This window comes from Rhizobium azibense (assembly GCF_004342325.1).
Lineage (GTDB): Bacteria > Pseudomonadota > Alphaproteobacteria > Rhizobiales > Rhizobiaceae > Rhizobium > Rhizobium etli_B.
This window is the reverse complement of sequence record NZ_SMBJ01000001.1, coordinates 448611-468603: the sequence shown is the minus strand read 5'-3', so window position 1 is coordinate 468603 and position 19993 is coordinate 448611. Positions and strand designations below refer to the sequence as shown.

General features: G+C 59.4%; 15 protein-coding genes and 1 pseudogene. 9 read left to right on the top strand and 7 right to left on the bottom strand.

The window, feature by feature from the left end:
* Positions 1-362: 362 nt before the first annotated feature.
* Positions 363-2129 carry an adenylate/guanylate cyclase domain-containing protein gene (locus tag EV130_RS02215; RefSeq protein ID WP_074063872.1) on the top strand — a complete coding sequence of 589 codons (1767 nt, stop codon included), beginning with the start codon at positions 363-365 and terminating at the stop codon, positions 2127-2129.
* A 360-nt stretch (positions 2130-2489) separates the two neighbouring features.
* On the opposite strand, the gene EV130_RS02210 is transcribed toward EV130_RS02215, so the two are convergent.
* Positions 2490-3509, bottom strand: a complete 1020-nt coding sequence (locus EV130_RS02210) for a LacI family DNA-binding transcriptional regulator (RefSeq protein WP_074063871.1) — start codon at positions 3507-3509, stop codon at positions 2490-2492.
* Positions 3510-3696: 187 nt separating this feature from the next.
* Between EV130_RS02210 and EV130_RS02205 the strand changes: the two genes are divergently transcribed.
* The 6 genes from EV130_RS02205 (at position 3697) to EV130_RS02180 (ending at position 9211) form a co-directional block, all read left to right on the top strand.
* The gene (locus EV130_RS02205) at positions 3697-4737 is read left to right on the top strand and encodes an ABC transporter substrate-binding protein (protein WP_237358636.1); all 1041 of its coding nucleotides are present in this window, start codon (positions 3697-3699) and stop codon (positions 4735-4737) included.
* A gap of 17 nt (positions 4738-4754) precedes the next feature.
* Positions 4755-5804, top strand: a complete 1050-nt coding sequence (locus EV130_RS02200; protein WP_132659134.1) for an ABC transporter ATP-binding protein — start codon at positions 4755-4757, stop codon at positions 5802-5804.
* A complete protein-coding gene (locus EV130_RS02195; RefSeq protein WP_074063869.1) occupies positions 5801-6670 on the top strand; it encodes an ABC transporter permease in 870 nt (289 codons plus the stop codon). Before EV130_RS02200 ends, EV130_RS02195 begins: the two co-directional genes overlap by 4 nt.
* Positions 6663-7463: an ABC transporter permease gene (locus EV130_RS02190; protein ID WP_074063868.1), complete on the top strand. Its 801-nt coding sequence runs from the start codon at positions 6663-6665 to the stop codon at positions 7461-7463. The genes EV130_RS02195 and EV130_RS02190 overlap by 8 nt, the downstream gene beginning before the upstream one ends.
* A gap of 8 nt (positions 7464-7471) precedes the next feature.
* Positions 7472-8368: a phosphorylase family protein gene (locus EV130_RS02185; protein ID WP_132659132.1), complete on the top strand. Its 897-nt coding sequence runs from the start codon at positions 7472-7474 to the stop codon at positions 8366-8368.
* A gap of 414 nt (positions 8369-8782) precedes the next feature.
* Positions 8783-9211, top strand: coding sequence for a CHRD domain-containing protein (locus EV130_RS02180; RefSeq protein WP_196776379.1), 429 nt, complete (start codon positions 8783-8785; stop codon positions 9209-9211).
* Positions 9212-9609: 398 nt separating this feature from the next.
* Here EV130_RS02180 and EV130_RS02175 read toward each other — a convergent pair whose 3' ends face one another.
* Positions 9610-11061, bottom strand: a complete 1452-nt coding sequence (locus tag EV130_RS02175) for an acetamidase/formamidase family protein (RefSeq protein ID WP_074063865.1) — start codon at positions 11059-11061, stop codon at positions 9610-9612.
* A 324-nt stretch (positions 11062-11385) separates the two neighbouring features.
* Between EV130_RS02175 and EV130_RS02170 the strand changes: the two genes are divergently transcribed.
* Entirely contained in the window at positions 11386-13701 is a 2316-nt protein-coding gene (locus EV130_RS02170; protein WP_132659130.1) for an acetamidase/formamidase family protein, read from the top strand.
* 115 nt (positions 13702-13816) lie between these two features.
* Here EV130_RS02170 and EV130_RS02165 read toward each other — a convergent pair whose 3' ends face one another.
* Together EV130_RS02165 and EV130_RS02160 are read right to left on the bottom strand one after the other, a co-directional pair.
* The gene (locus EV130_RS02165; protein ID WP_132659128.1) at positions 13817-14443 is read right to left on the bottom strand and encodes a gamma carbonic anhydrase family protein; all 627 of its coding nucleotides are present in this window, start codon (positions 14441-14443) and stop codon (positions 13817-13819) included.
* 30 nt (positions 14444-14473) lie between these two features.
* A pseudogene (locus EV130_RS02160) lies at positions 14474-14853 on the bottom strand (nuclear transport factor 2 family protein).
* A 69-nt stretch (positions 14854-14922) separates the two neighbouring features.
* Between EV130_RS02160 and ftrA the strand changes: the two are divergent.
* Positions 14923-15933, top strand: a complete 1011-nt coding sequence (ftrA, locus tag EV130_RS02155) for a transcriptional regulator FtrA (protein WP_425375555.1) — start codon at positions 14923-14925, stop codon at positions 15931-15933.
* Positions 15934-16054: 121 nt separating this feature from the next.
* On the opposite strand, the gene EV130_RS02150 is transcribed toward ftrA, so the two are convergent.
* The 3 genes from EV130_RS02150 to EV130_RS02140 all read right to left on the bottom strand — a co-directional run bounded on the left by EV130_RS02150 (position 16055) and on the right by EV130_RS02140 (position 19705).
* Positions 16055-17080, bottom strand: coding sequence for an ABC transporter permease (locus tag EV130_RS02150; RefSeq protein WP_074063860.1), 1026 nt, complete (start codon positions 17078-17080; stop codon positions 16055-16057).
* Positions 17081-17122: 42 nt separating this feature from the next.
* Positions 17123-18664, bottom strand: a complete 1542-nt coding sequence (locus tag EV130_RS02145; protein WP_074063859.1) for a sugar ABC transporter ATP-binding protein — start codon at positions 18662-18664, stop codon at positions 17123-17125.
* A gap of 78 nt (positions 18665-18742) precedes the next feature.
* The gene (locus EV130_RS02140; protein ID WP_132659124.1) at positions 18743-19705 is read right to left on the bottom strand and encodes a sugar-binding protein; all 963 of its coding nucleotides are present in this window, start codon (positions 19703-19705) and stop codon (positions 18743-18745) included.
* Positions 19706-19993 lie beyond the last annotated feature (288 nt).

The window sequence follows — 19993 nt, the reverse complement described above, 5'->3', positions numbered from 1 at the left end:
CAATCGGCATGGAACTTTGACCCCTTTTCGTCCTCCAATTTGCCCCCTTGTGTACGAGGATCAGCACTTGCCGGCCGACGCGGGTCGGGGGTCGGCAAGAGCGGCGTGATCGGCAACGCGCTCAAGGACTCGCGCTTGCACATTGCTAAATGAACGTTGACGCGCCGCGGTCGTTGCTCATTCTAAGCTGCCACCATTCCCGCTCGTCATCGGAAAGCCGAAGAGAAGAAGCCGATCCCTTCGGGTGCGACACCAGCGCATTCGCTTTTGGATTTCTCGTTCTATCCTGATTCGCGCGGTTCCAGAGCGCTTTCGCATTTGCATATCACGCGATACTGTATTGTCTTAGCGGAGGGGCAAGCATGGAACGTCGTCTTACCACAATAATGGCTGCCGATTTGGTTGGCTATTCTCGTCTAATGGCGGCGGACGAGGAAGGCACCATTTCGCGGCTGCGCGATGCGCGAACCTACGTGATTGACCCGGCGATTTTGGAAGGCGGTGGCCGGATCGTCAAAACCATGGGCGACGGGCTCCTAGTCGAATTCCCATCGCCAGTATTGGCGGTAAGAGCGGCCCTTCTAATGCAGCGCAACTTGAGTTCGCGCGAGTCTCCTCAAGGGGAAGACCGACGTCTTCGTTTCCGGATCGGTATTCATCTGGGAGACGTGGTGATCGATGGGGACGACATCCTCGGCGACTGTGTCAACATCACTGCGCGTTTGGAAACCATCGCACCCGCCGGAGGTATATGCGTATCTCGTGCAATCTGCGATCACGTGCAAGGCAAGATAGAGGCTGGGATGACGTGGCTTGGGCCACAGTCCGTAAAGAACATCCCCGAACCAATTGACGTGTGGCAGGTCGAGGTGGACGGCACGCCGGTTAGCGCGGTTCGGCTCCCTGGACAGGAACGTGCTTCGATCGCGGTTCTCCCATTCCAGAATTTCTCTGCCACCCCCGATCAGGACTTCTTTGTCGACGGACTGGTCGAAGACGTCATCACAGAGCTAGGTCGCTTTCGATGGTTGTTCGTGATCGCTCGCAACTCGACTTTCGCCTACAAGGGAACAGCCAAGGACGTACGCAAGATCGCCCGGGAACTTGGTGTGCGTTACGTCGTGGAAGGATCGGTTCGGCGGTCCGGTGATAGGTTGAGGATCACTGTACAGCTAATCGACGCGCGGTCTGGAGCACACATCTGGGCCGAGCGGTGGGATCGTCCGATCGCCGATTTTTTTGATGTACAGGACGAGATAACGCGCCGGATTATCGCGGGCATCGAACCAGAACTGGGAGCGCACGAACGGGGCCTCGCCCTCGCCAAATCGACGGATAATCTTACTGCTTGGGAACTTTGTCACCGCGGCCTTGCTGAATTGCTTTCCTTCGAAGCAGGTTCTCAAGCCACTGCCGAGAAGTTTCTTCTACAAGCGCTCGAACACGATCCAAATTTCGCACTTCCCTACGCCTATTTAGCTCGGCACCGATACGCACTCGTCCTTTGGGGGCGTGCCGCAGACGCGCCTGTCGCTGTCAAGGAGGGACTATCATTCGCCACGAAGGCCTTAGAAATCGACAGGCGAAGCGATATCGCTTACGCGATGATGTCGCTCCTCCTTACGGTGGACGGGCGAGCGGAAGAGGCCATGCCTGTCGCTGAACAGGGCCTAGCATTAAATCCTAACTACGCATTTCTTCACTTCGCCCATGGAATGGCAGCCGTACGGCTCAGGGACGCCGATACGACAGTTAGAGCCGCACAAAATGCCATCGATCTCAGTCCTCACGACCCGTCTATGTTTGCGTTCAAGACACTACTCGGTATTGGCTTGATGCTGAGGGGCAAGCCAGATGACCTCTCAACGGCCCGGATGCATCTACGGGAAGGCGCGTCATTCGAACGCACAACCTATTACCCATTCATTGGGGCAGCGTTGCTCGCCCTCAAGTCGGGCAATACCGATGAAGTGAGGCTCTGGATCTCTGATGCTTTGAAGAAGTTTCCAAACCTGAATGCGGAATACGTCCGAGAGGCGGCCCACCCATTCTATGAAGGCAGTCCTTACTGCGACTACCTCGACAGGTTGATTGAGCAGGGGCTTCCCCCGGGAGAGAAGAAAAAATAATCACGTCTCTAAGAAGCCTCCTCACACCGGGCGCAGTGCCATAGAGGTTCTGCTGCCGCATTGACTACAATACCTTCGCAATATCCTGGTGAACAAGCATCCTCAGGCAGACCGGATTTCACGAGCAGTGCGAGCTATGCCATCGGACACACCGGCTATCGTGCTACAGTATTCCGGTCGCTTCCCACCGCGAGACAAGGCTTGGCTTACGGCCGAGGTTTTGAATCAGATCTGGGAAGCTGCTCGACCGGGGCATCAATCGTTAGGCTTTGACCTTGGGGCAAATGTAAAAAAAACTTCCGGATCTGCACTCGGGGGGTGTTAAGGTCGTGAGTGGAAATCGAGCTCGCGGCCCAGCAATCATTCATCTTGGATCATGGACATCTCGCCCGCGAATATTTTCTGCCACAGCGGGGCGTCCGGATGCTCTATGCGGCAAACGAGGCCCTCGACCAAGGCGCGGCCGACGCTGACCATGTCCACTGAATGCGCCATGAGCGGCGCGGAGAGATATCGTGCGATGCGGGTGTTGTCGCGGGTCGCGATGCTGAAGTCGCGGCCGACGGCGAGCCCGCGTTTGCGCAAGGCGCTAAGCGCCCCCAGCAGCCCCAGTTCGTTGGCGCAGACGAGGCCGGTCGGTGGATCGGCGCTTTCGAGCAGCCGCCCGATCCAGCGTTCGCTGGCCTCGATAGTAAAATCCTCATGCCCGATCAGAACGGGGTCGAAGGTTAGCCCCTGCTCATGAATCGACCTGCGATAGCCCGCCAGCCGCATTGCGCTGTACTGATCTTCCCGGGTCAGCAACTGGAGCGCGATGCGGCGGCAGCCCCGTTCGAACAGAAGCGAGGAAGCTTCATACGCGATGCGTTCATTATCGATATCGACATAGGCATAGTCCCGATCGAGATTGCTGCGCCCGAATGCGATGAACGGAAACCCCTGCTCCAACAAGTGGGGTATTCGAGGATCCTCCGCCAATATGCGCGTAATGAGCACACCATCGGCGGCGCCCGAACGGAGGACCATGTCGAGGTTCTCCTGCGGACTCTCCTCGGGCGTGGTTGAAAAGACCGTCAAGCTGTAGCCGAGCTCCCTTGCCGCCAGGGTCATCCCCTCCATTAGGGGAAGCTTGGCGATATCGGACAGGTAGTCCCTGGTCTCCATCGGCAGGATCGCGGTCAGGTTACGCGTAGAACCGGTGCGTAGTGCCCGACCATGCAGGTTAGGCACATATCCGGCCGCGTCCGCAGCCGCCTTCACGCGCCTGATCGTGTCGGGATGAACTTCCGGCCCGTCCTTGAGTGCCCGCGACACGGTAGTCACGGAGAGCCCGAGCTCATCTGCGAGCCTCCGGAGGTTCGGCCTACCCTTCGCCGTCATGTCGCCTCTGATCGTTGCCGTTTTCTTCCTTGTAGGTCGGCAATTCCATCATGGCAAGGAAAGCGTGGCGTGGCGAACAAAACGCTTGACGACTTGCCGATAAAGCGCAATCGTAACGTTACGATTTCATAAAATGAGGCGATAACGCCCAAAATGACCACCAGAGGCGAACCAAGGAGATGAGCCAATGATGCAGCTTTTCCGCTATTCCGTCGCAGCGATGGCGCTTGCGGCAGTGCCCGCGCTTGCCCAGAACGTGACCATTACCACCGCCGGCGGCGACTATGGCGACGCTGTCAAGAAAGCAATGTGGGAGCCGGCGGCGGCGGAGCTGGGATATACCGTGCGGGAGGAGACCCAGAGCGATGGCTTTGCCGCACTCAAGATGCAGGTCACGTCCGGTGCGGTGACGACCGACGTCATCCATCTCGGCTCCCCAGAGGGTGCACAGGCCGCTGAGCAGGGCATGCTTGAGCCACTCGATTACACGATCATCGACCCCCAATCGCTGCCACCTGGCGCCGAGTCCAAATATTGCTATCCCTTCACCTCCTACGGCACTGTGATGGCTTGGAATACCAAGGCTATTGGTACCAATCCTCCAGCCAACTGGGCGGAATTTTGGAATGTCGAGAAATATACCGGCAAGCGTGCGCTTCGTGCCAATGCGCAAGACCTAATCGAAATCGCCCTTCTTTCTGAAGGCGTGGCGCCGGCTGACATCTACAAGCAGCTCAGCGCCCCTGGTGGCCTCGACCGCGCCATCGCCCGGCTTGAGGCACTTAAGCCGAATATAGCGGTCTGGTGGACATCGGGCGCGCAGTCGGCTCAGATCCTGAAGGACGGGGAAGCCGATTTGGTCGTAACCTGGAACGGTCGTGCGGAAAGCGTCAAAACCGACGGTGGACCGGCGGATTTCAAGTTCCAGGGCTCGGTGATTGGAACGGATTGTCTCGCGGTGCCCAAAGGTGCCGCAAATCGCGAGGCAGCGATGAAGTTGATCGCAGCGATGACAACGCCGGAGCGGGAAGCCAAACTGACCGACTACATCGCCTACGGCCCCGTCAATCCGAAGGCTTACGAACTCAAGCTGATCTCCGCCGAGAAGATGAAGCTGCTCGCCACGGCGCCGGGCAATGTCGACGGTTCCGTGTTCTCCAATGCCGAATGGTGGGTCAAGAATGGCGAAACGGCCCAACGCGCTTTCGACGAGATGATCAGCCGCTAAGCCCGATAGGTGTGACAATGAGGGCAACCTCGCTCCCGATTTCCATCGCAGACCTCCGGAAGACCTACGGGAACTATTTGGCTCTCGACGATGTCACACTGGATATCGCCGCTGGCGAATTCCTTACCTTGCTGGGCCCTTCGGGGTCCGGCAAGACGACGCTGCTGATGGCGCTCGCGGGTTTCGTGCGGCCGGAAACCGGCGCGGTGACGATAGGTGGACAGAACGTAACCCGCCTGCCGCCCAACAAACGGAACATCGGCATCGTCTTCCAGAACTATGCTCTATTTCCACATATGAGCGTCTCGAGGAACGTCGAGTACCCCTTGAGGCTGCGTGGCGTTCCTAAAGCACAGGCCCGGGAGCGAGCGGAGGCGGCGCTTGTCAGGGTGAAGCTCTCCGGATTCGGGGCGCGCGACATCGCCGCGCTCTCCGGCGGCCAGCGCCAACGCGTTGCCCTGGCGCGCGCCCTTGTCTTCGAACCGCGCGTCATGCTGATGGACGAACCCCTATCGGCGCTCGACAAGATCTTGCGCGAGCACATGCAGTTCGAGATCCGCAAATTGCACGACGACCTCGGTGTCACCACAATCTATGTGACACATGACCAGCGCGAAGCGCTGACCATGTCCGACCGTATCGCGGTGATGGACGCCGGACGCATAGAGCAGATCGGGGCGCCACAGGACATTTATCGTCGACCGAGAAACCGCTTCGTGGCGGATTTCATGGGGGAGGCCAACATCGCGCCGACGAACAATCTCCAGGGCGCGGGCGCGGCGCGCATGCCGCGCGAACGCCTCGCAATGATCCGGGCGGAGTATTTCGAACTAGAACCGGCCGGCCTTGAGGAGGATCGGGTCGAAGTGACCGGGTGCCTCACCTCCAAGGCGTTCAGAGGTGAGAACTGGCTGCTGAACCTGGAAACCCCCATGGGAGATCAGTTCATGCTGAGTCTGGCGGCGAACCGGGCCGCCGGCTGCAGCGAGCTCAAGATCGGATCCAAGCTTCGCGCCTATGCGGAATTCGGCCACGTTCATCTTCTCGAAGGGGAGCGCTCCTCATGAGCGATCCCGGTCTCTTGCGTGAACAAAGGCGCGAGCGCCTTTTCTTCGTCGGCCTTGCCTGGCCGGCGATTGTCATCGTCGGCGTCTCGGCCATGGCGCCGATTTTCTGGATCCTCGGACAGTCTTTCCAGACGGTAGCGGGTGAGGCGACGCTCGGCAACTACGATAAAATTCTGTCGAGCGGCCTAACCTGGTCTTCTCTCGGCACCACTCTGGCGTTGTCGCTATCCACCTTGATCATCTGCGTGGTTCTGGGCGTTCCGCTGGCGCTAGCGTTGGCCAGTGCCAATCGACGCGTCGCAAACCGCGTGCTGATACTGATCATGTTGCCGCTGTGGACTTCGATCCTGGTGCGAACCTATGGATGGCTGGTGCTGCTGCGGCGAGATGGGCTGGTCAACTCAACGCTGGCTTGGCTCGGCGTGATCGACCAGCCGCTGCCGCTTGTCTACAATTTCACCGGGGCGTTGATCGGCATGACGCATTACATGTTGCCGCTCTTCGTACTGCCTGTTTATGCCGCCATGCGCGACATTGATGGCAATGTCGTGCGCGCCGCGGCGAGCCTCGGCGCGGGGTTCTGGCGCTGCGTTGCAACGGTCATACTGCCCCTCGCCTCGGGCGGCCTGACGTCTGGCTCGATGATTGTCTTCATCTACACACTCGGCTTCTTCATCACGCCGGCGGTACTTGGCGGCGGCAAGGTCAACCCCATCGCGATCCGCATCGAACGGACCTTATCGACATTCCAGGACTGGGGAGGTGCCAGCGCTCTGGGAATGCTGCTTCTGCTCCTCATTCTTATTGCCGGCTGCATGTTCGCCGCGATCCGCCGGCTGGCCCGTGAAAAGGTCCACTATGCTTGACGCCTATCAAGACAGCCGGCTTGCACGTGCCCTGATCTGGACGGTCGCGAGCCTGGTGCTCCTGTTTCTCATGCTGCCGACACTGATCGTCGTGCCGCTGTCCTTTTCCGCGTCCGATCTGCTCGAGTTTCCACCAAAGGATTGGTCGCTACGCTGGTACGAGACCTTCTTCGGCTCGGCCGTCTGGATGGCGGCCCTGAAGACCAGCCTTATGCTTGGTACGTTGACTGCCGCAATCGCCGTTCCCGTTGCCTTCCTGGCCTCGATCGCCATCAACCGGCTGGGCTCACCGCTCGCAGGAGGCGTCTACGGCTTTCTCCTCACGCCTTCGGTGACACCGGGAATCCTGCTCGCCATCGGTTTGTTCATCGTCTTGGCAAAACTCGGCCTGATCGGATCCTTCGTCGGCGTGCTTGCCGGACATGTGACGCTCGCCATTCCGGTGGCCATCGTGGTTTTGCAGCCGGCAGTGAACCGGTTCGACTGGCAGCAGGCGCAGGCGGCGCGAAGCCTGGGCGCCGGCTGGCCGAGAGCGATCGGCGGAATCATCGCGCCACAACTCGCCCTGAGCCTCGTCGCTGCTGGACTTATGGCCTTCCTCACTTCTCTCGACGAAGCGGTGATCTCCATTTTCGTCGCCAGCGGAGCGAACACGACGCTGCCCAAGTTGATGTTCATCTCGCTGCGGGATCAGATTGATCCCACTATCGCGGCCATTTCGACGTTGTGGACAATCTTCGTCGGGGCCGTCGTCCTGATCCTCAATGTGCGCTCCAACGATGCCTCAAAGTGAATGTGACAATGCCTGACAGACAGACAACCGCACCTATCCCCTCCGTCAGAACCGCTCTGATCACCGGGTCGGCCAATTGGGGCCTCGCCTTTCCGGAGGATGTGGGCATGGCCGGCGTCCGCGTGCTGGCGCGCGACCTCGCCTTCGACACACCTTATGGCCGGACGGAGAACTGGAAACTCCTCGAGTTCGACGCCTCGCTGACGGCGGAAGGGCGCACGAAACACGTTCTGTGCATGTATTCCCATGGCAATCCGCGTGACCACATAGATCATTCTTGCCATCGACGCGCTTTTTCGGTCCTCATGCAGTCGGGCGTGCGTCGCGTCCTCTCCTGCTCGACGATCGGTGCCGTCAACAAGGCCATCCAGCCCGGCGACATGGTGATCAATGCAGATATCGTTGAACTCACTCAGACACCCTACTCCCTGCTTGAGGGTCGACAGCGGTTCGACTGCTCCGGAAAACAACTTGTCTGTCCGCAATGCGCCGCGCTGCTGGCGCAAACTGCGAAACGGCACTGGCCCGCTTCGCGCCGCATCCACGGCGTGGAACTAGGCCTCGTCGCCGCCCACTCATACGGGCCCCGATTGACCAGCCCGGCCGAAGCGATGGCCTTCCGCTCCATGGGCGCCGACGTAATCAACCATTCAATCGCACCTGAAGCCACGCTGTCGCGCGAGATCGGCGCGTGCTTTACGCCCTGCGCCTTCGTCACGGCCGGTTTCAACGACTACATGGACCGAAATCGCGGTCAGCTTCTGCAGGACGACGTGATGCCGAGTCTGTCGGTGATCGCATCACGTGTGGCGCTGGAAACCGTCGCTCGGGTTCCCGATGATGAAAGCTGCATCTGCCATAAGCTGAAGTCACCCCAGCCCGCGGAACGATACGACCGTTTCTGAGCTCGCAACGGTGATGGGGCTGCGCTGCTTGAAGATGACCTGATGGCAATCGCCTTCACACCATCGGCATAGTGCTATCGCGGGAGAAATATCTCGGTGCCAGCACCGCCGGGCAGATTAAGTACCGCTCCTGGGAGCCGCCGTCGCATAATGTCCAACGTCGCCAGAATTCCTTTTCGAGGATCGACACGAAATTTGTTAACGGTGCAAAACGACGTAGTCGGTAAGTCTGCATCTCGGTTGTCCGACACAGACGTGGCAAGGGAGGCCGCTAGCTCAGGCTGGAACTTCATCTTAGACGTATTAATAGTTTCGTCGGAACGCTCAGCGCCCCTGATCCGCTCGGCCGGCGGAACCCGAATCATTCTCAAGAGTTGAATGGTCACCTGCAATACACGTGCTTCTTGGGAGGATATGATGATCCGGAAGAACTCTCTCATTACCGGCCTCACTGTGCTTGCTGTCATCGTTGCGAGCCCCGTTTCGGCCGAGACATTGAAATTCAAGGCTGACTTGAGAGGATCGAGTGAGGTGCCGCCTAATGACAGCGCGGGCAAGGGAACTGGCGACATAACCCTCGATACCGCCACTAAAAAACTGACATGGACTGTGACTTCCAGCGGTCTTTCTGGTGATGCCACTGCAGCGCATTTTCACGGTCCGGCGGCTGCGGGTGAAAATGCTGGACCGGTGGTCGATATCTCAAACGCCCTAGCTTCGGGATCTGCGGAAATCACCGATCAGCACATGACGGACTTGCAAGCCGGAAAATGGTATCTCAACATCCACACGGAGAAATTCCCTGACGGAGAGATCCGCGGGCAGGTGGGAAAAGCGCAATAGACAGCGCCACGTCGCTTCTCAAAATGTCGGGCGCGCCAACAGACATCGCGCGCTGCGGGTGTCCGACTGAACACGAAGCTTGCCTATGACCGTAATGGATCGAAACAGATAGTTCGGCTTCGCTACCTGACATAAAGACAATCCGCGGCTGATTGCGCCTTTGCAGCCACCGTGATGATTGCGCAAAAAGCCTGCCCCGAAGGGCAGGCCAAATCCACGTTAAGGAGTGGAGGGGGAATAACAATCGCGGAGGTTGGGCCGTTCAGTGTACACGTCGGGGCGGGCACCGCCGGCGCCTAGCGACCAGATTGACGGGGAAGGCTACCCACCGTACTTGCTCGACCACTCACTTCCTAACAATCTCATGCCATGAGATTCGTTCGCTTCCCCAACACGTCTCAGGCGGCGCGGGCGCTGAAAATGTCCTTCTTCACCACCGCATGTACCCCCCAGTTTCCATCGACGACCTGGGTAATGCCGAAGTCTACTCCGATCGACATAAGAGAAATTGCTTCGTCCTCCGTGAGTCCCTTGGTTGTCATGAGGAAATGGCGCATCTTCCGGAACGCATCGCGCAGCGCTCTGTCGACGGACGACTTAGAATAGATGTCGCTCTGAGCGCTCGGTCCCAGTTCCTCGAGATAGTTGGCGTAGGAAAACCCGTGCACGAGCCAGTCGGTTTGCGTCTCGAGCATGGGGTAGTTGAGCTCCTGGAGCGGTGTGCCGGCAAGGTCCGCTTTCTTGTGCAAGATGAGCTGGAATGTACCGGTGAGCGAGCACTCGATCGCTGTGCCGCACAATTCGCTGTCGCCTTGGCTGGCATGAGGATCACCGACCGAGAGCAGCGCGCCGTCGACAGAGACCGGGTAGTACATCGTCGCGCCCTTGCCGATGCGCCAGTTATCGATGTTGCCGCCGGTGTAACTCGGCGGGATGGTGTCTACGAAGTCCGCTTCCTTCGGCGCCAGTCCAATCGTACCGAAATGCGGGCGAATAGGCAGTCTCACCCCCTTCAGCACGTCAAAGTTTCGATTGGTCAGGCTGTGGTCGACGGGAACCCCGGGATAATCGATCGTGTCATGTCTGACGCCAAACGGATCGGTCTGCGGCACCCATTGAAAATTGTAGACCGCTTCGGCCCAACTTTTACCGCCGGCGATATCGACTTCGTAGATGGTGACGACCTCGCGCTTGGTTCCGCCAAGGAGGTCATTGTAGTGAAAGCCCCAATTGGCCGCCGCGTTGGAGCCATATGACTTGCCGCTGAACTTGGGATTGCCGGACGGACGCGGCACGCAATCGAGAATCCTCACCTCCAGTATGTCGCCTGGCTCCGCGTTGCGGACATAGACCGGGCCGGTCATGATGTGCACACCCTGCCCCTCACCAGAACCTTTCTTGTACTTTGCCGGGTCAGTAGGGCCGGCACCGCGGCGGTCGACGCCCTTCTTCTCTTTCGTCCAGAGATAAACGCTCTCTGCACCCTCGTCGCCGTCGATCATGCGCTCCAGGTCGTCGCTTGCATGGTGGGTGAGCGCCTCGATCGTGACGATGTCGCCGGAACTGACCTCGATGCGCGGCTTCAGCGATTTGCTGAAGTAGCCCCAATGAACGGTCTCGGCGTTGGCCGGCAAATAGTGATAGGCGCGTTGGGCAGGCAGCTTCGATATCGTGGCCTGCGCCAGTGCGGGTGTGACCAGCGAGATGCCACCGGCGCCCAGCGCGGCCAGTCCGCTGGCCGCGAACAGGCCACTCTTGAGAAAACCGCGGCGCTCGGCATTTAGATCTTGCTTCAACTTCTTATGGTGAAGTTCGAAATGCGGACAACTGGCATCATCGCCTTTGCACATGAAAAAATCCTTGTGTTTTGGTGGAAGGAATGTGCGCGACAGTATGCACCACACGCCCCACCGGCAATCCCACCTAACCGGCCACGAAATTCATCGGGTTACGCTGCCTGTGTAAAACATGTAATTATTTCAATTCGTTAACAGAACGCTCGCAGTTTCGACCAAGCTTGTGCTCCACCTATTGACCGCGTAAAGTCAAGAGATTGTTCGCATGCGCACAAAGACTGTGGTCGGCTTCGGGATATAGTCGAACTGCGGCGGAGGGACGCCCGTTGTCGCGCACGGCGGCAGTTCTAGATTGGCCAACAGGGACGCTCTTCTCTTATGTTTGTGACACCGCGCTCGATCGACCAACTGCCCCTCGCTCACCGTCATAAGGCGTGGCTCGACTGGTTTGAGGAGCTATCCCTTTCCGCGTCGGTCGACGATCAGCCGATTCCGAGAGGCACCATGCGCCTGCGGGCAGCGAGCGCCACCACGCGCCTCGCCGACATCTCCGGCACACCGCAGCGTATCGTGCCTATGCGCCAGAGCCACGGGGTCCTCTTCGCGCTTATCGTTGCCGGGCGCGGGCGCCTTGTCGCCCCGCAACAGGCGGTCGATCTCGCGGACGGCGACATGATGGTGCTGGGTACAGCCGACGACTGGTCGTTGACCTTCCGCAGCGACTTCCGTGCGTTCCTGCTACAGGCGGCCGTCGGTCCGCTGGAGGCTCGGCTTGGCCGCAACGGCATCCGCTTACCGAAAGTGCTAGGTAGCACCGTTGTCGCTGCGGTCGCGAAGTCCGGATTGCGAACGCTGGGCTCAAGTCTCGAGACTTCCGGTGCCGCCGATCTGACCGCCGCCGGCGTGGCCTTGACGGAGCTCGTAGCAAGCGCCCTTCTGGGCGAGATACGTGAGCCCGCTGGCAGCCTGACCGGGGTGCAAGCGGCGCATTTCCGGCGCGTCGCGGCGGCGATCGACGCCCGTCTGTCGGACGCCGATTTAGCCTTGGCTGTCATCGCGAGACTAGAAGGGCTTTCCGTTCGTTACGCACAAAAACTGTTTGAGGCACGTGGGGAAAGCTTCTCCGATTATGTGCGCCAGCAGCGCCTCGAACATTGCCGCATAGACCTGGCAGATCCCAACCATGCACATGAAAGCGTGGCCTCGATCGGACAGCGCTGGGGCTTTCGCGATCAATCACATTTCAGCCGCGCTTTTGGCGCGACGTTTGGAATGAGTCCCAAACAGGTGAGGCACGCTCGGGCGCAGACGGAGGAAACTTATCCGCTGCGCGGCAAACCGGGCGGCCGCAAGGTGGCGCCGGCGCGCAGCGCCCAGATGCTTCTGGCGCCCATGGATCGTCCACCAACCGCAATAGCTCGCGAACGCTCCGACCATTGGCATTTGCCCGCAACTGCGGAAACCGTGCATTGGGGCTTTTTCAGCCGTTCGCTGCCGCCGGTGCTGCGCGTAGATCCGGGCGACACAGTCACCGTCGAGACACTCACCCAGCACGCCGGCGACGACTGGCAGCGGATGGTGGCGGGCGACAGCGGGGCCGAAAGCGTGTTCGAATGGTCACCCGAACGCAAGCTCGTCGACCGTCGCGGTGCAGGTCCGGCCAACGCTTCGATTTTCGGGCGCGGCGCCGGCGAGGGATTCGGCGTTCACATCATGACCGGCCCGATCTATGTGCGCGGCGCCGAGCCGGGCGACGTGCTCGAGATCGAGTTCGTCGATATTCGGCCAAGGCCGAGCGCTACATTCCCCGGCAAGACTTTTGCATCGAACGTATCGGCATGGTGGGGGTTTCAGTATCACGACCTTCTGAACCCGGACGCCAAACGCGAAACGGTGACGATTTTTGAAATCGACACACAGTGCCCGACCGCCGCGCGGCCGCTGTACAGCTACGAATGGCAACCGCAGACCGACCCATTCGGCGTTGTCCACCCGACGATCGACTATCCGGGTGTACCCGTCGACCACAGCAAGGTATCGCACCGCGACTTGAGTGAAAGCACCGTGCGCATACCGGCGCGCATGCATTTCGGGTGTGTCGCCGTGGCTCCGCGCGAGGCCGACCTGGTCGATTCCATCCCACCGGGCTATTTCGGCGGCAATGTCGACAATTGGAGGATCGGAGCCGGTGCGAAGCTTTATTTGCCCGTTGCGGTTCATGGCGCACTACTCTCGCTCGGCGATGGACATTTCGCGCAGGCGGACGGCGAGATCAATGGCACGGGACTTGAGTGTTCGCTGACGGGCGACATCCTTATCAAGCTCCATAAGACAGGTGACGCGTGCCCAGCTTTCCTGCGCGGTCTTAACTCGCCGCTCATAGAAACCGAGCGCAGCTGGGTGATACAGAGCTTCAGCCACCCCAATTATCTCAAGGACCTGGGCAGCAACGCGCAGTCTGACGTATACAAAAAATCCACCATCGATTTGGCGTTGCGCAATGCCTTCCGCCAGACGCGCCGTTTCATCATGCAAACATACGATCTCACGGAAGACGAGGTGCTGAGCATCATGTCTCTGGCCGCCGATTTCGGCATCACGCAAGTCGCCGACGGAAATTTCGGCGTGCATGCGACAATTGACAAAGCTGTGTTTGGGCAGCGGCATCACAGCCGGCGTACCGCTCGCGGCTGACTTTTCGAGCCGCCTGCTGATATTCGGAAGTGAGTTGTAGGACCTTTGCGCCGAACTCCCCCGGGAGGCACCCGACCCGGCCCGAGAGCAAAGGACACTGCTGCCTGCGCCGGTGCTACTGTGGCGCGAGGCCCGACACTCCACTCAAGCCCTTTTCGGCTCGATGAACTGCAAGAGCATCGGACAAGCGTGACGTAATCGTTTTCATCACATCGGGCGAGCTTCTATCGACGTTATAGACGAAGCCAGGAAAATCCAGTGTCTTCTGGAGCGCCCAGATGGCTTCGTGCTGATCCGGCGGCAGAACTTGCACTGGGTTACCGACAGCGACCCATCCGATTGGCACCGTCGAGCCCGGCTCCAGCCGCGTTCGCAGGTGTACGGTTCCGTTGATGCGGACTTCCGACCCGCTTCCGATTTGTGCCCCGTGAAACACGGCTGCCCCAGTGGCGAGGAAAACTTCAACGTCAATCTGGGCGCCAGCCACATGGCTGTTGGGGCCAATTATGCAGTGATCTCCGATGGAACAGTCATGGCGACTGGTGGCTCGGATCACCGCATTCTCGAACACGATGCAATTCCGCCCGATGCGGATGGAGCCGCCGGCTTCTGCCACCAAGCGAGCACCGTGCATGATTCTGCTACCCGCACCGATCGCAACATCGCCACATACGGTCGCGTCCGTCGCAACCCAGGCATCGGCATCGATCGATGGCGACCGTTCGTCGTACGATAAAATCATGGCCTTACTCTCCTGCCTCTATCCTGGCCGCTACGATGATGCCCGCATACTTTCGAGATGCCAGACCTTGGCGACAATCCGCCAGCCTTCAGTGCCTTTCAAGAAGCAAAGATAGTCGATGAAGACGTTCGCGTGGATCCGCAGCCTGACCTTCACGGTGGCCGCAACCGGCGACAGCCAGTCAATCAAAATGATCTCGTCTTCGCGTTCCTGCGAGCGGCTAGCGGGAGTTTGCGCTTCGCAATCACCTGGCGATAATCTGCAATCGGGTCGACTGCGACTGCGCCTTCGTCAGCGTCGAAGAGGCTGCAGGCAGGATGAAAGATCCGGTCAAAGAGTGAAAGATCGCAGGCGTAAAGGGCATCGAAATAGGTTTGTATCGCGTCTAGCAGGTCCGTATCGCGGCTCATCGTGTTCTTCCGTAATTTGTTGGCGAGTACCGTGTCGCATGGCCGGCGCCCGCGTTGCCAGCGGCAGGATTGCCAGATAAGACGGCATTCATGCCAAAAACTGAGAACTTACGCTTTCCTGAAAACAGCCGTGTCGTCAGCCTCGTCTATGACGGCCTCTGTACCTTCGAGTTCGGAATCACTGCCGAAATCTTTGGCCTGGATCGCCCTGAAGCAGGACCGAACTGGTATCAGTTCAAATCGGTCTCGCTGGAGGGTCAGGTTCTTCGTGCCTGCGGTGGCCTGACGGTTGCAGCAACAGGGACCGAAGCCGATCTGTACCGGGCCGGAACGATCATCGTCCCCGGCTGGCGCGGCCCCGATGAGCCTGTACCGGATAAGATCTGTAACGCATTGGCCCGCGCTCATGAGGGCGGCGCCCGCATCGTTTCCATCTGCGGGGGCGCCTATGTGCTCGCAGCCGCCGGCTTGCTAAATGGCCGTAGGGCCACGACGCACTGGCGTTTTGCCGAGGGCATGGCTCAGCGTTTTCCTGCTATCGAGATCGACGCGAATTGCCTCTATGTCGATGAGGGCGACATTCTTACCTCGGCCGGCAGTTCGGCAGGCATCGACCTGTGCCTGCATATTGTCCGCTCGGATTTTGGAGCGGAACTCGCCAATACGGTGGCGCGTCGCCTGGTGATGTACAGCCATCGCCAGGGAGGACAATCCCAGTTCATCGAGCGCCCCGTGCCCCTGAGACGGGAGGCAGATCGATTGTCATCGATCCTGGATCGCATTCAGGCGAATCTTCAACATACACATACGGTCAGTTCCCTGGCCCGCCATGCCGGCATGAGCGAACGAACCTTTCAGCGTCGCTTTCGCTCGTTTACGGGCTTGCCGCCGCTCAAATGGATCTTGAGGGAGCGGCTGGAGCAGGCTCGCATCATGCTCGAGACCAGTTCGTCCGCGCCCGACGACATCGCGCGGGTGACCGGACTTGGAAGCGCTGAAAACCTGAGGCTCCAGTTCGGTCGCCGATATGGTGTTAGCCCATTGGTCTACCGCGATCGGTTTGCCCAACGACCGGGATAGCCAAGTGCTCTGAAGCACACTGGCCCCGATCAGAATCGGAGACACAAAGGAACCAAGCTGCGCAAGCAAATTGTGTTCTCTCACCGGAAGAGGTCACGTACACCGTGGCCCGTCGACGGAACTAGTCCTGATTGGCGACCACCGGCAGGCTGCTTTCGTTCGAAAGACGGGTTTCGGCCTGCCGGGCGGCAGAGACGAGGCGGCGCTTTGCGCGGATCGCGTGCCATTGTTGGTCGATCAGGACGCCGATGAGGATCACGCCACCCATAACAGCGAAATTCAACGACGAGGGGATACCGAGTAAATTCACGAGATTCTGCAACTCCTGGAGCAGCACCGTGCCCAGCACGACGCCGACGATCGATCCCTCGCCGCCGCGGAGCGAAAAGCCGCCGAGTACGGCAGCGGCGATCGCGTAAAGTTCGTAGAACTGACCATGGCTCGCCGGCGAGATCGAGCGCGTGTACATGGCGAAATAAATCGCCGAAAGCGCCGTGAGCAGCCCGCAGATGACATAGGCCGTCATGACCATGCGGCCGGTGCGGATCCCGGAATAGCGGGCCGCCTCCTCGTTCTTGCCGATCGCGTAAAGATAGCGCCCAAAGACGGAGCGATGGAGCACTACCCACATGACCACGGCAATGATGACGAGCGCGATGAAAGTGTTGGGAACGCCGTAAGACCGCCCAGCGGTCAGGAATTCGAGCTCGGGGAAATTTTGGCCAAAAGCAAAACCCGCCGTTCCATCGGCCGTATAGAAGCGCGCCGCCCCACGATAAATCAGGAGGCCGCAGAGGGTGACGACGAAGGGCTGCAGGTTAAGCCGGGTGATCAGCCAGCCGTGGACGGCACCTATGACCGCACCGAGCACGAGAATGAGCGGCAGCGCCAGCATCCATGACATATCCTGGACCGCGACGAAATCGACGAACAGCACGCCGAGAAGCGCGACGAGCGAACCCACGGAAAGCTCGATACCACCTGTTATGATAACAAAGGCTTGGCCAATCGACAGGATGCCGAATAGGCCGATCAGGTTGGCGGTGTTGGCCAGGTTGATCGGCAGCAGGAAGCGCGGGTTGATGATGGCGACGACGATGCCGACGACGACGATCAAAAGCAGCAGTCCGAGATCTTTTTTGATCATTCGAGATCCATCCCCGATACTTATTTGTATTGGCCGCAGCCGCTATTTTACGCGTTTGCCGACAGCAAGCAAAAGGACGCTTTCCTGGCTGATTTCGTCCTCTTCCAATATGCCGGCGATCTGGCCTTCGTGCATGACGGCGATGCGGTCAGAAACGCCTATCACCTCTTCCATGTCGCTGGAGATCATCAGGATCGCCACTCCGGCATCGGCAAGCGCTCGCATCAGGCCGTAGATCTCGTTCTTCGCGCCGATATCAATGCCGCGCGTCGGCTCGTCGAAGATCATCACCTTGGGGCTCATCGATAGCCATTTGGCAAGCACCACCTTCTGCTGATTGCCGCCGGACAGAGTGCCGGTTCGCGTCGAAACGGAGGGCGCCTTGATACCGAGGCGAACGCGCTGCTTTTCGGCCGCCGCCCTCTCCCGCTCAGCGGAGAGCATGAAGCGGCTGGAGAGCTTGGGGAGATCGGCAAGGGTTATGTTCTGGGCGATCGGGAGATCAAGAAGAATGCCGTTACGCTTGCGATCCTCCGGGACGAGGAAAATGCCACGAGTGACAGCGTCCCGGGCAGAGTTGACCGCAATTTGCCGACCGTCCTGCAGAATGGCTCCGCCGTAGCTCCGGTCAATGCCGAAGAGTACCCTTGCAAGCTCGGTGCGGCCCGATCCCACGAGCCCTGCAAGCCCCATGATTTCTCCATACTGAATTTCCAGATCAACGGGACGGCCGGGGTAGGCCTCAGTACGCACGCCGCTTACCTTTAGCGCAACCGAGCCGGGCGAGCGCTGCGGTTTTGCGGTCCGGGCCGCAAGCACCCGGCCGATCATCAGCTTGACCATCTGATCGTGGCCGATGTCCTTCTTGGCGAGCGTGCCCACCAGCGCGCCGTCGCGCAGGACTATGACCCGGTCCGCGACGCGCTCAACCTCGTGAAGGCGATGCGAAATAAAAATTACACTGATGCCATCCGCTTTCAGCAATCTGATAATGCTGAGGAGCCGCTCGGTTTCGGCCAGCGGCAGGCTGGACGTGGGTTCGTCGAAGATGACGAGCCTGGCGTTGATGGACAGCGCTTTGGCGATTTCCACCATCTGCTGCTCGGCAAGGGAAAGCAATGCCACGGGTGTGTCGGCGGAAAAATGAGCCCCTACCCGCTTCAGGAGCGGTTTCACCATTTCTCGCAGCCGATCGCGATCGACGAGCTTGAAAGGTCCAGCCTTCAGCGGTTCGCGGCCCAGGAAGATATTGGCAGCAACGTCGAGATTCTCAAAGAGATTGAGTTCTTGGTGCACGAAGGCGATGCCTGATGAGATGCTCGATTCCACAGTAAGGAAACGAAGCTCTGCGCCGTCGAGCAGGATCGTGCCCCGGTCGGGTGCGATCACGCCGCCAAGAATCTTCATCAGCGTCGATTTTCCAGCCCCGTTCTCGCCGACGAGGCCGATGACCTCTCCCGGCATGATGTCGATCGACAAGCCCTCGAGCGCAACGACGCCTGGATAGGTCTTGCCAATGCCGGAAAGCGAGAGGAACGGCGTAGCAAGCGCGTCCGGTGACGGGATGTCGGAGCTGTGGTTCATCGCCTGTCCATGGCTGCTAATGCTGTCGGCATGAGACGTCCTTCGCGGCGGCGGCAAATGCCCCGCCGCGAAGGAGGGTTATTTTCCAGCGATGGCCTTCAGGTTGGTGGCATATTTGTCGACGTCATCCTTGCCGATGATCACCGTCGGGATGATGATCAAGCCGTTGCTGGGAACGCCGGACTTGTCGCCCTTGAGGTAGGCCGCCATCAGCTTCATGCCCTGATATGCCCATTCGAACGGCTGCTGCACGACGGTCGCTGCGATCGTGCCTTCCTTGACGCCGCCGAGCGTGATCGGATCGTCATCAAAGCCGACGACGGTGATCTGGCCGAGTTTGCCGGCGTCGCGCAGCGCCTCATAGATGCGCGGCGTGTTGTAGGAGTAGAAACCGACCATGCAGGTGACGTCGGGGCTGGCCACCAGCGCGTCCTCGACATTCTTCTTTGCGCGCGTCTGGTCGATATCGTCGCCGCGCACATCGGTCAGCTCAATCTTCGTGCCTTTCAGGCCGTCCTTCATGCCCTGGATGCGTTCCTTGGCGTTGTCGGCGCCGAGCAGGCCAACGAATCCAATGCACTTGCCGCCATCCGGCATCGCCTTCTTGGCGATTTCGGCTGCCTGCAGGCCAGCGTCGATGTTGGATGAACCGATATAGGCGACGCGATTGGTCTGCGGCGCGTCACTGTCGGTGGTGAAGAGAGCAGTCTGCGATCCGATCTTGTTCAGGCCGTCTGTCTGGGTCTTGGGATCGACCGCAGAGACCATGATCCCTTTAACACCGGCGCTGACCAAGTCTTCCATCAGGCGTTGCTGAACGGCGACCGATGCCTGCTCAGGGTACTTCAGCTCCATCTGGTAGTCTGGCATTTCACCCTGCGCCTTCTTCACGCCCGCTTCGGCGGCTTTCCAGAAGTCGGACGCTCCGTTGACGACGAATGCAAGCGTCGGCTTGTCGGCGGCATGGGATACCGCGATCGGCGCCGCGCTCAGCATCAATCCGGCGAAGAACAAGGCTGCATTGCGTTTCAGCTGCTTCATAACATACCTCCCGAGGGCCGCGGTTTCATGGCCCGTTTGCGATTTGCGGCCGGCCGGATGCGCGCCCCCTCCTAGGGCCGTCGCGAAAGCGACGAAGGGCATAGGTTCCGATCGCTCCGGCGACGGTATACAATAATCTTAATTAGTAAATAGTATTATCAAAGCGCATCAAAACAATTGATCACAGCTGACTTATATGCAGTTTTTTTACTGGGAAACTGCTGCAATTTAAAGCGTTGTAATAAATTCATGCGATTGTCAGCACTTTCGATGGACTGCTAATACTTA

Coding starts and splice junctions, on each gene's coding strand:
- EV130_RS02200 (WP_132659134.1), top strand. CDS start 4,755: ATGAGGGCAACCTCGCTCCCGATTTCCATCGCAGACCTCCGGAAGACC.
- EV130_RS02210 (WP_074063871.1), bottom strand. CDS start 3,509: ATGACGGCGAAGGGTAGGCCGAACCTCCGGAGGCTCGCAGATGAGCTC.
- EV130_RS02170 (WP_132659130.1), top strand. CDS start 11,386: ATGTTTGTGACACCGCGCTCGATCGACCAACTGCCCCTCGCTCACCGT.
- EV130_RS02190 (WP_074063868.1), top strand. CDS start 6,663: ATGCTTGACGCCTATCAAGACAGCCGGCTTGCACGTGCCCTGATCTGG.
- EV130_RS02145 (WP_074063859.1), bottom strand. CDS start 18,664: ATGAACCACAGCTCCGACATCCCGTCACCGGACGCGCTTGCTACGCCG.
- EV130_RS02150 (WP_074063860.1), bottom strand. CDS start 17,080: ATGATCAAAAAAGATCTCGGACTGCTGCTTTTGATCGTCGTCGTCGGC.
- EV130_RS02165 (WP_132659128.1), bottom strand. CDS start 14,443: ATGATTTTATCGTACGACGAACGGTCGCCATCGATCGATGCCGATGCC.
- EV130_RS02205 (WP_237358636.1), top strand. CDS start 3,697: ATGATGCAGCTTTTCCGCTATTCCGTCGCAGCGATGGCGCTTGCGGCA.
- EV130_RS02175 (WP_074063865.1), bottom strand. CDS start 11,061: ATGTGCAAAGGCGATGATGCCAGTTGTCCGCATTTCGAACTTCACCAT.
- EV130_RS02180 (WP_196776379.1), top strand. CDS start 8,783: ATGATGATCCGGAAGAACTCTCTCATTACCGGCCTCACTGTGCTTGCT.
- EV130_RS02140 (WP_132659124.1), bottom strand. CDS start 19,705: ATGAAGCAGCTGAAACGCAATGCAGCCTTGTTCTTCGCCGGATTGATG.
- EV130_RS02195 (WP_074063869.1), top strand. CDS start 5,801: ATGAGCGATCCCGGTCTCTTGCGTGAACAAAGGCGCGAGCGCCTTTTC.
- EV130_RS02185 (WP_132659132.1), top strand. CDS start 7,472: ATGCCTGACAGACAGACAACCGCACCTATCCCCTCCGTCAGAACCGCT.
- EV130_RS02215 (WP_074063872.1), top strand. CDS start 363: ATGGAACGTCGTCTTACCACAATAATGGCTGCCGATTTGGTTGGCTAT.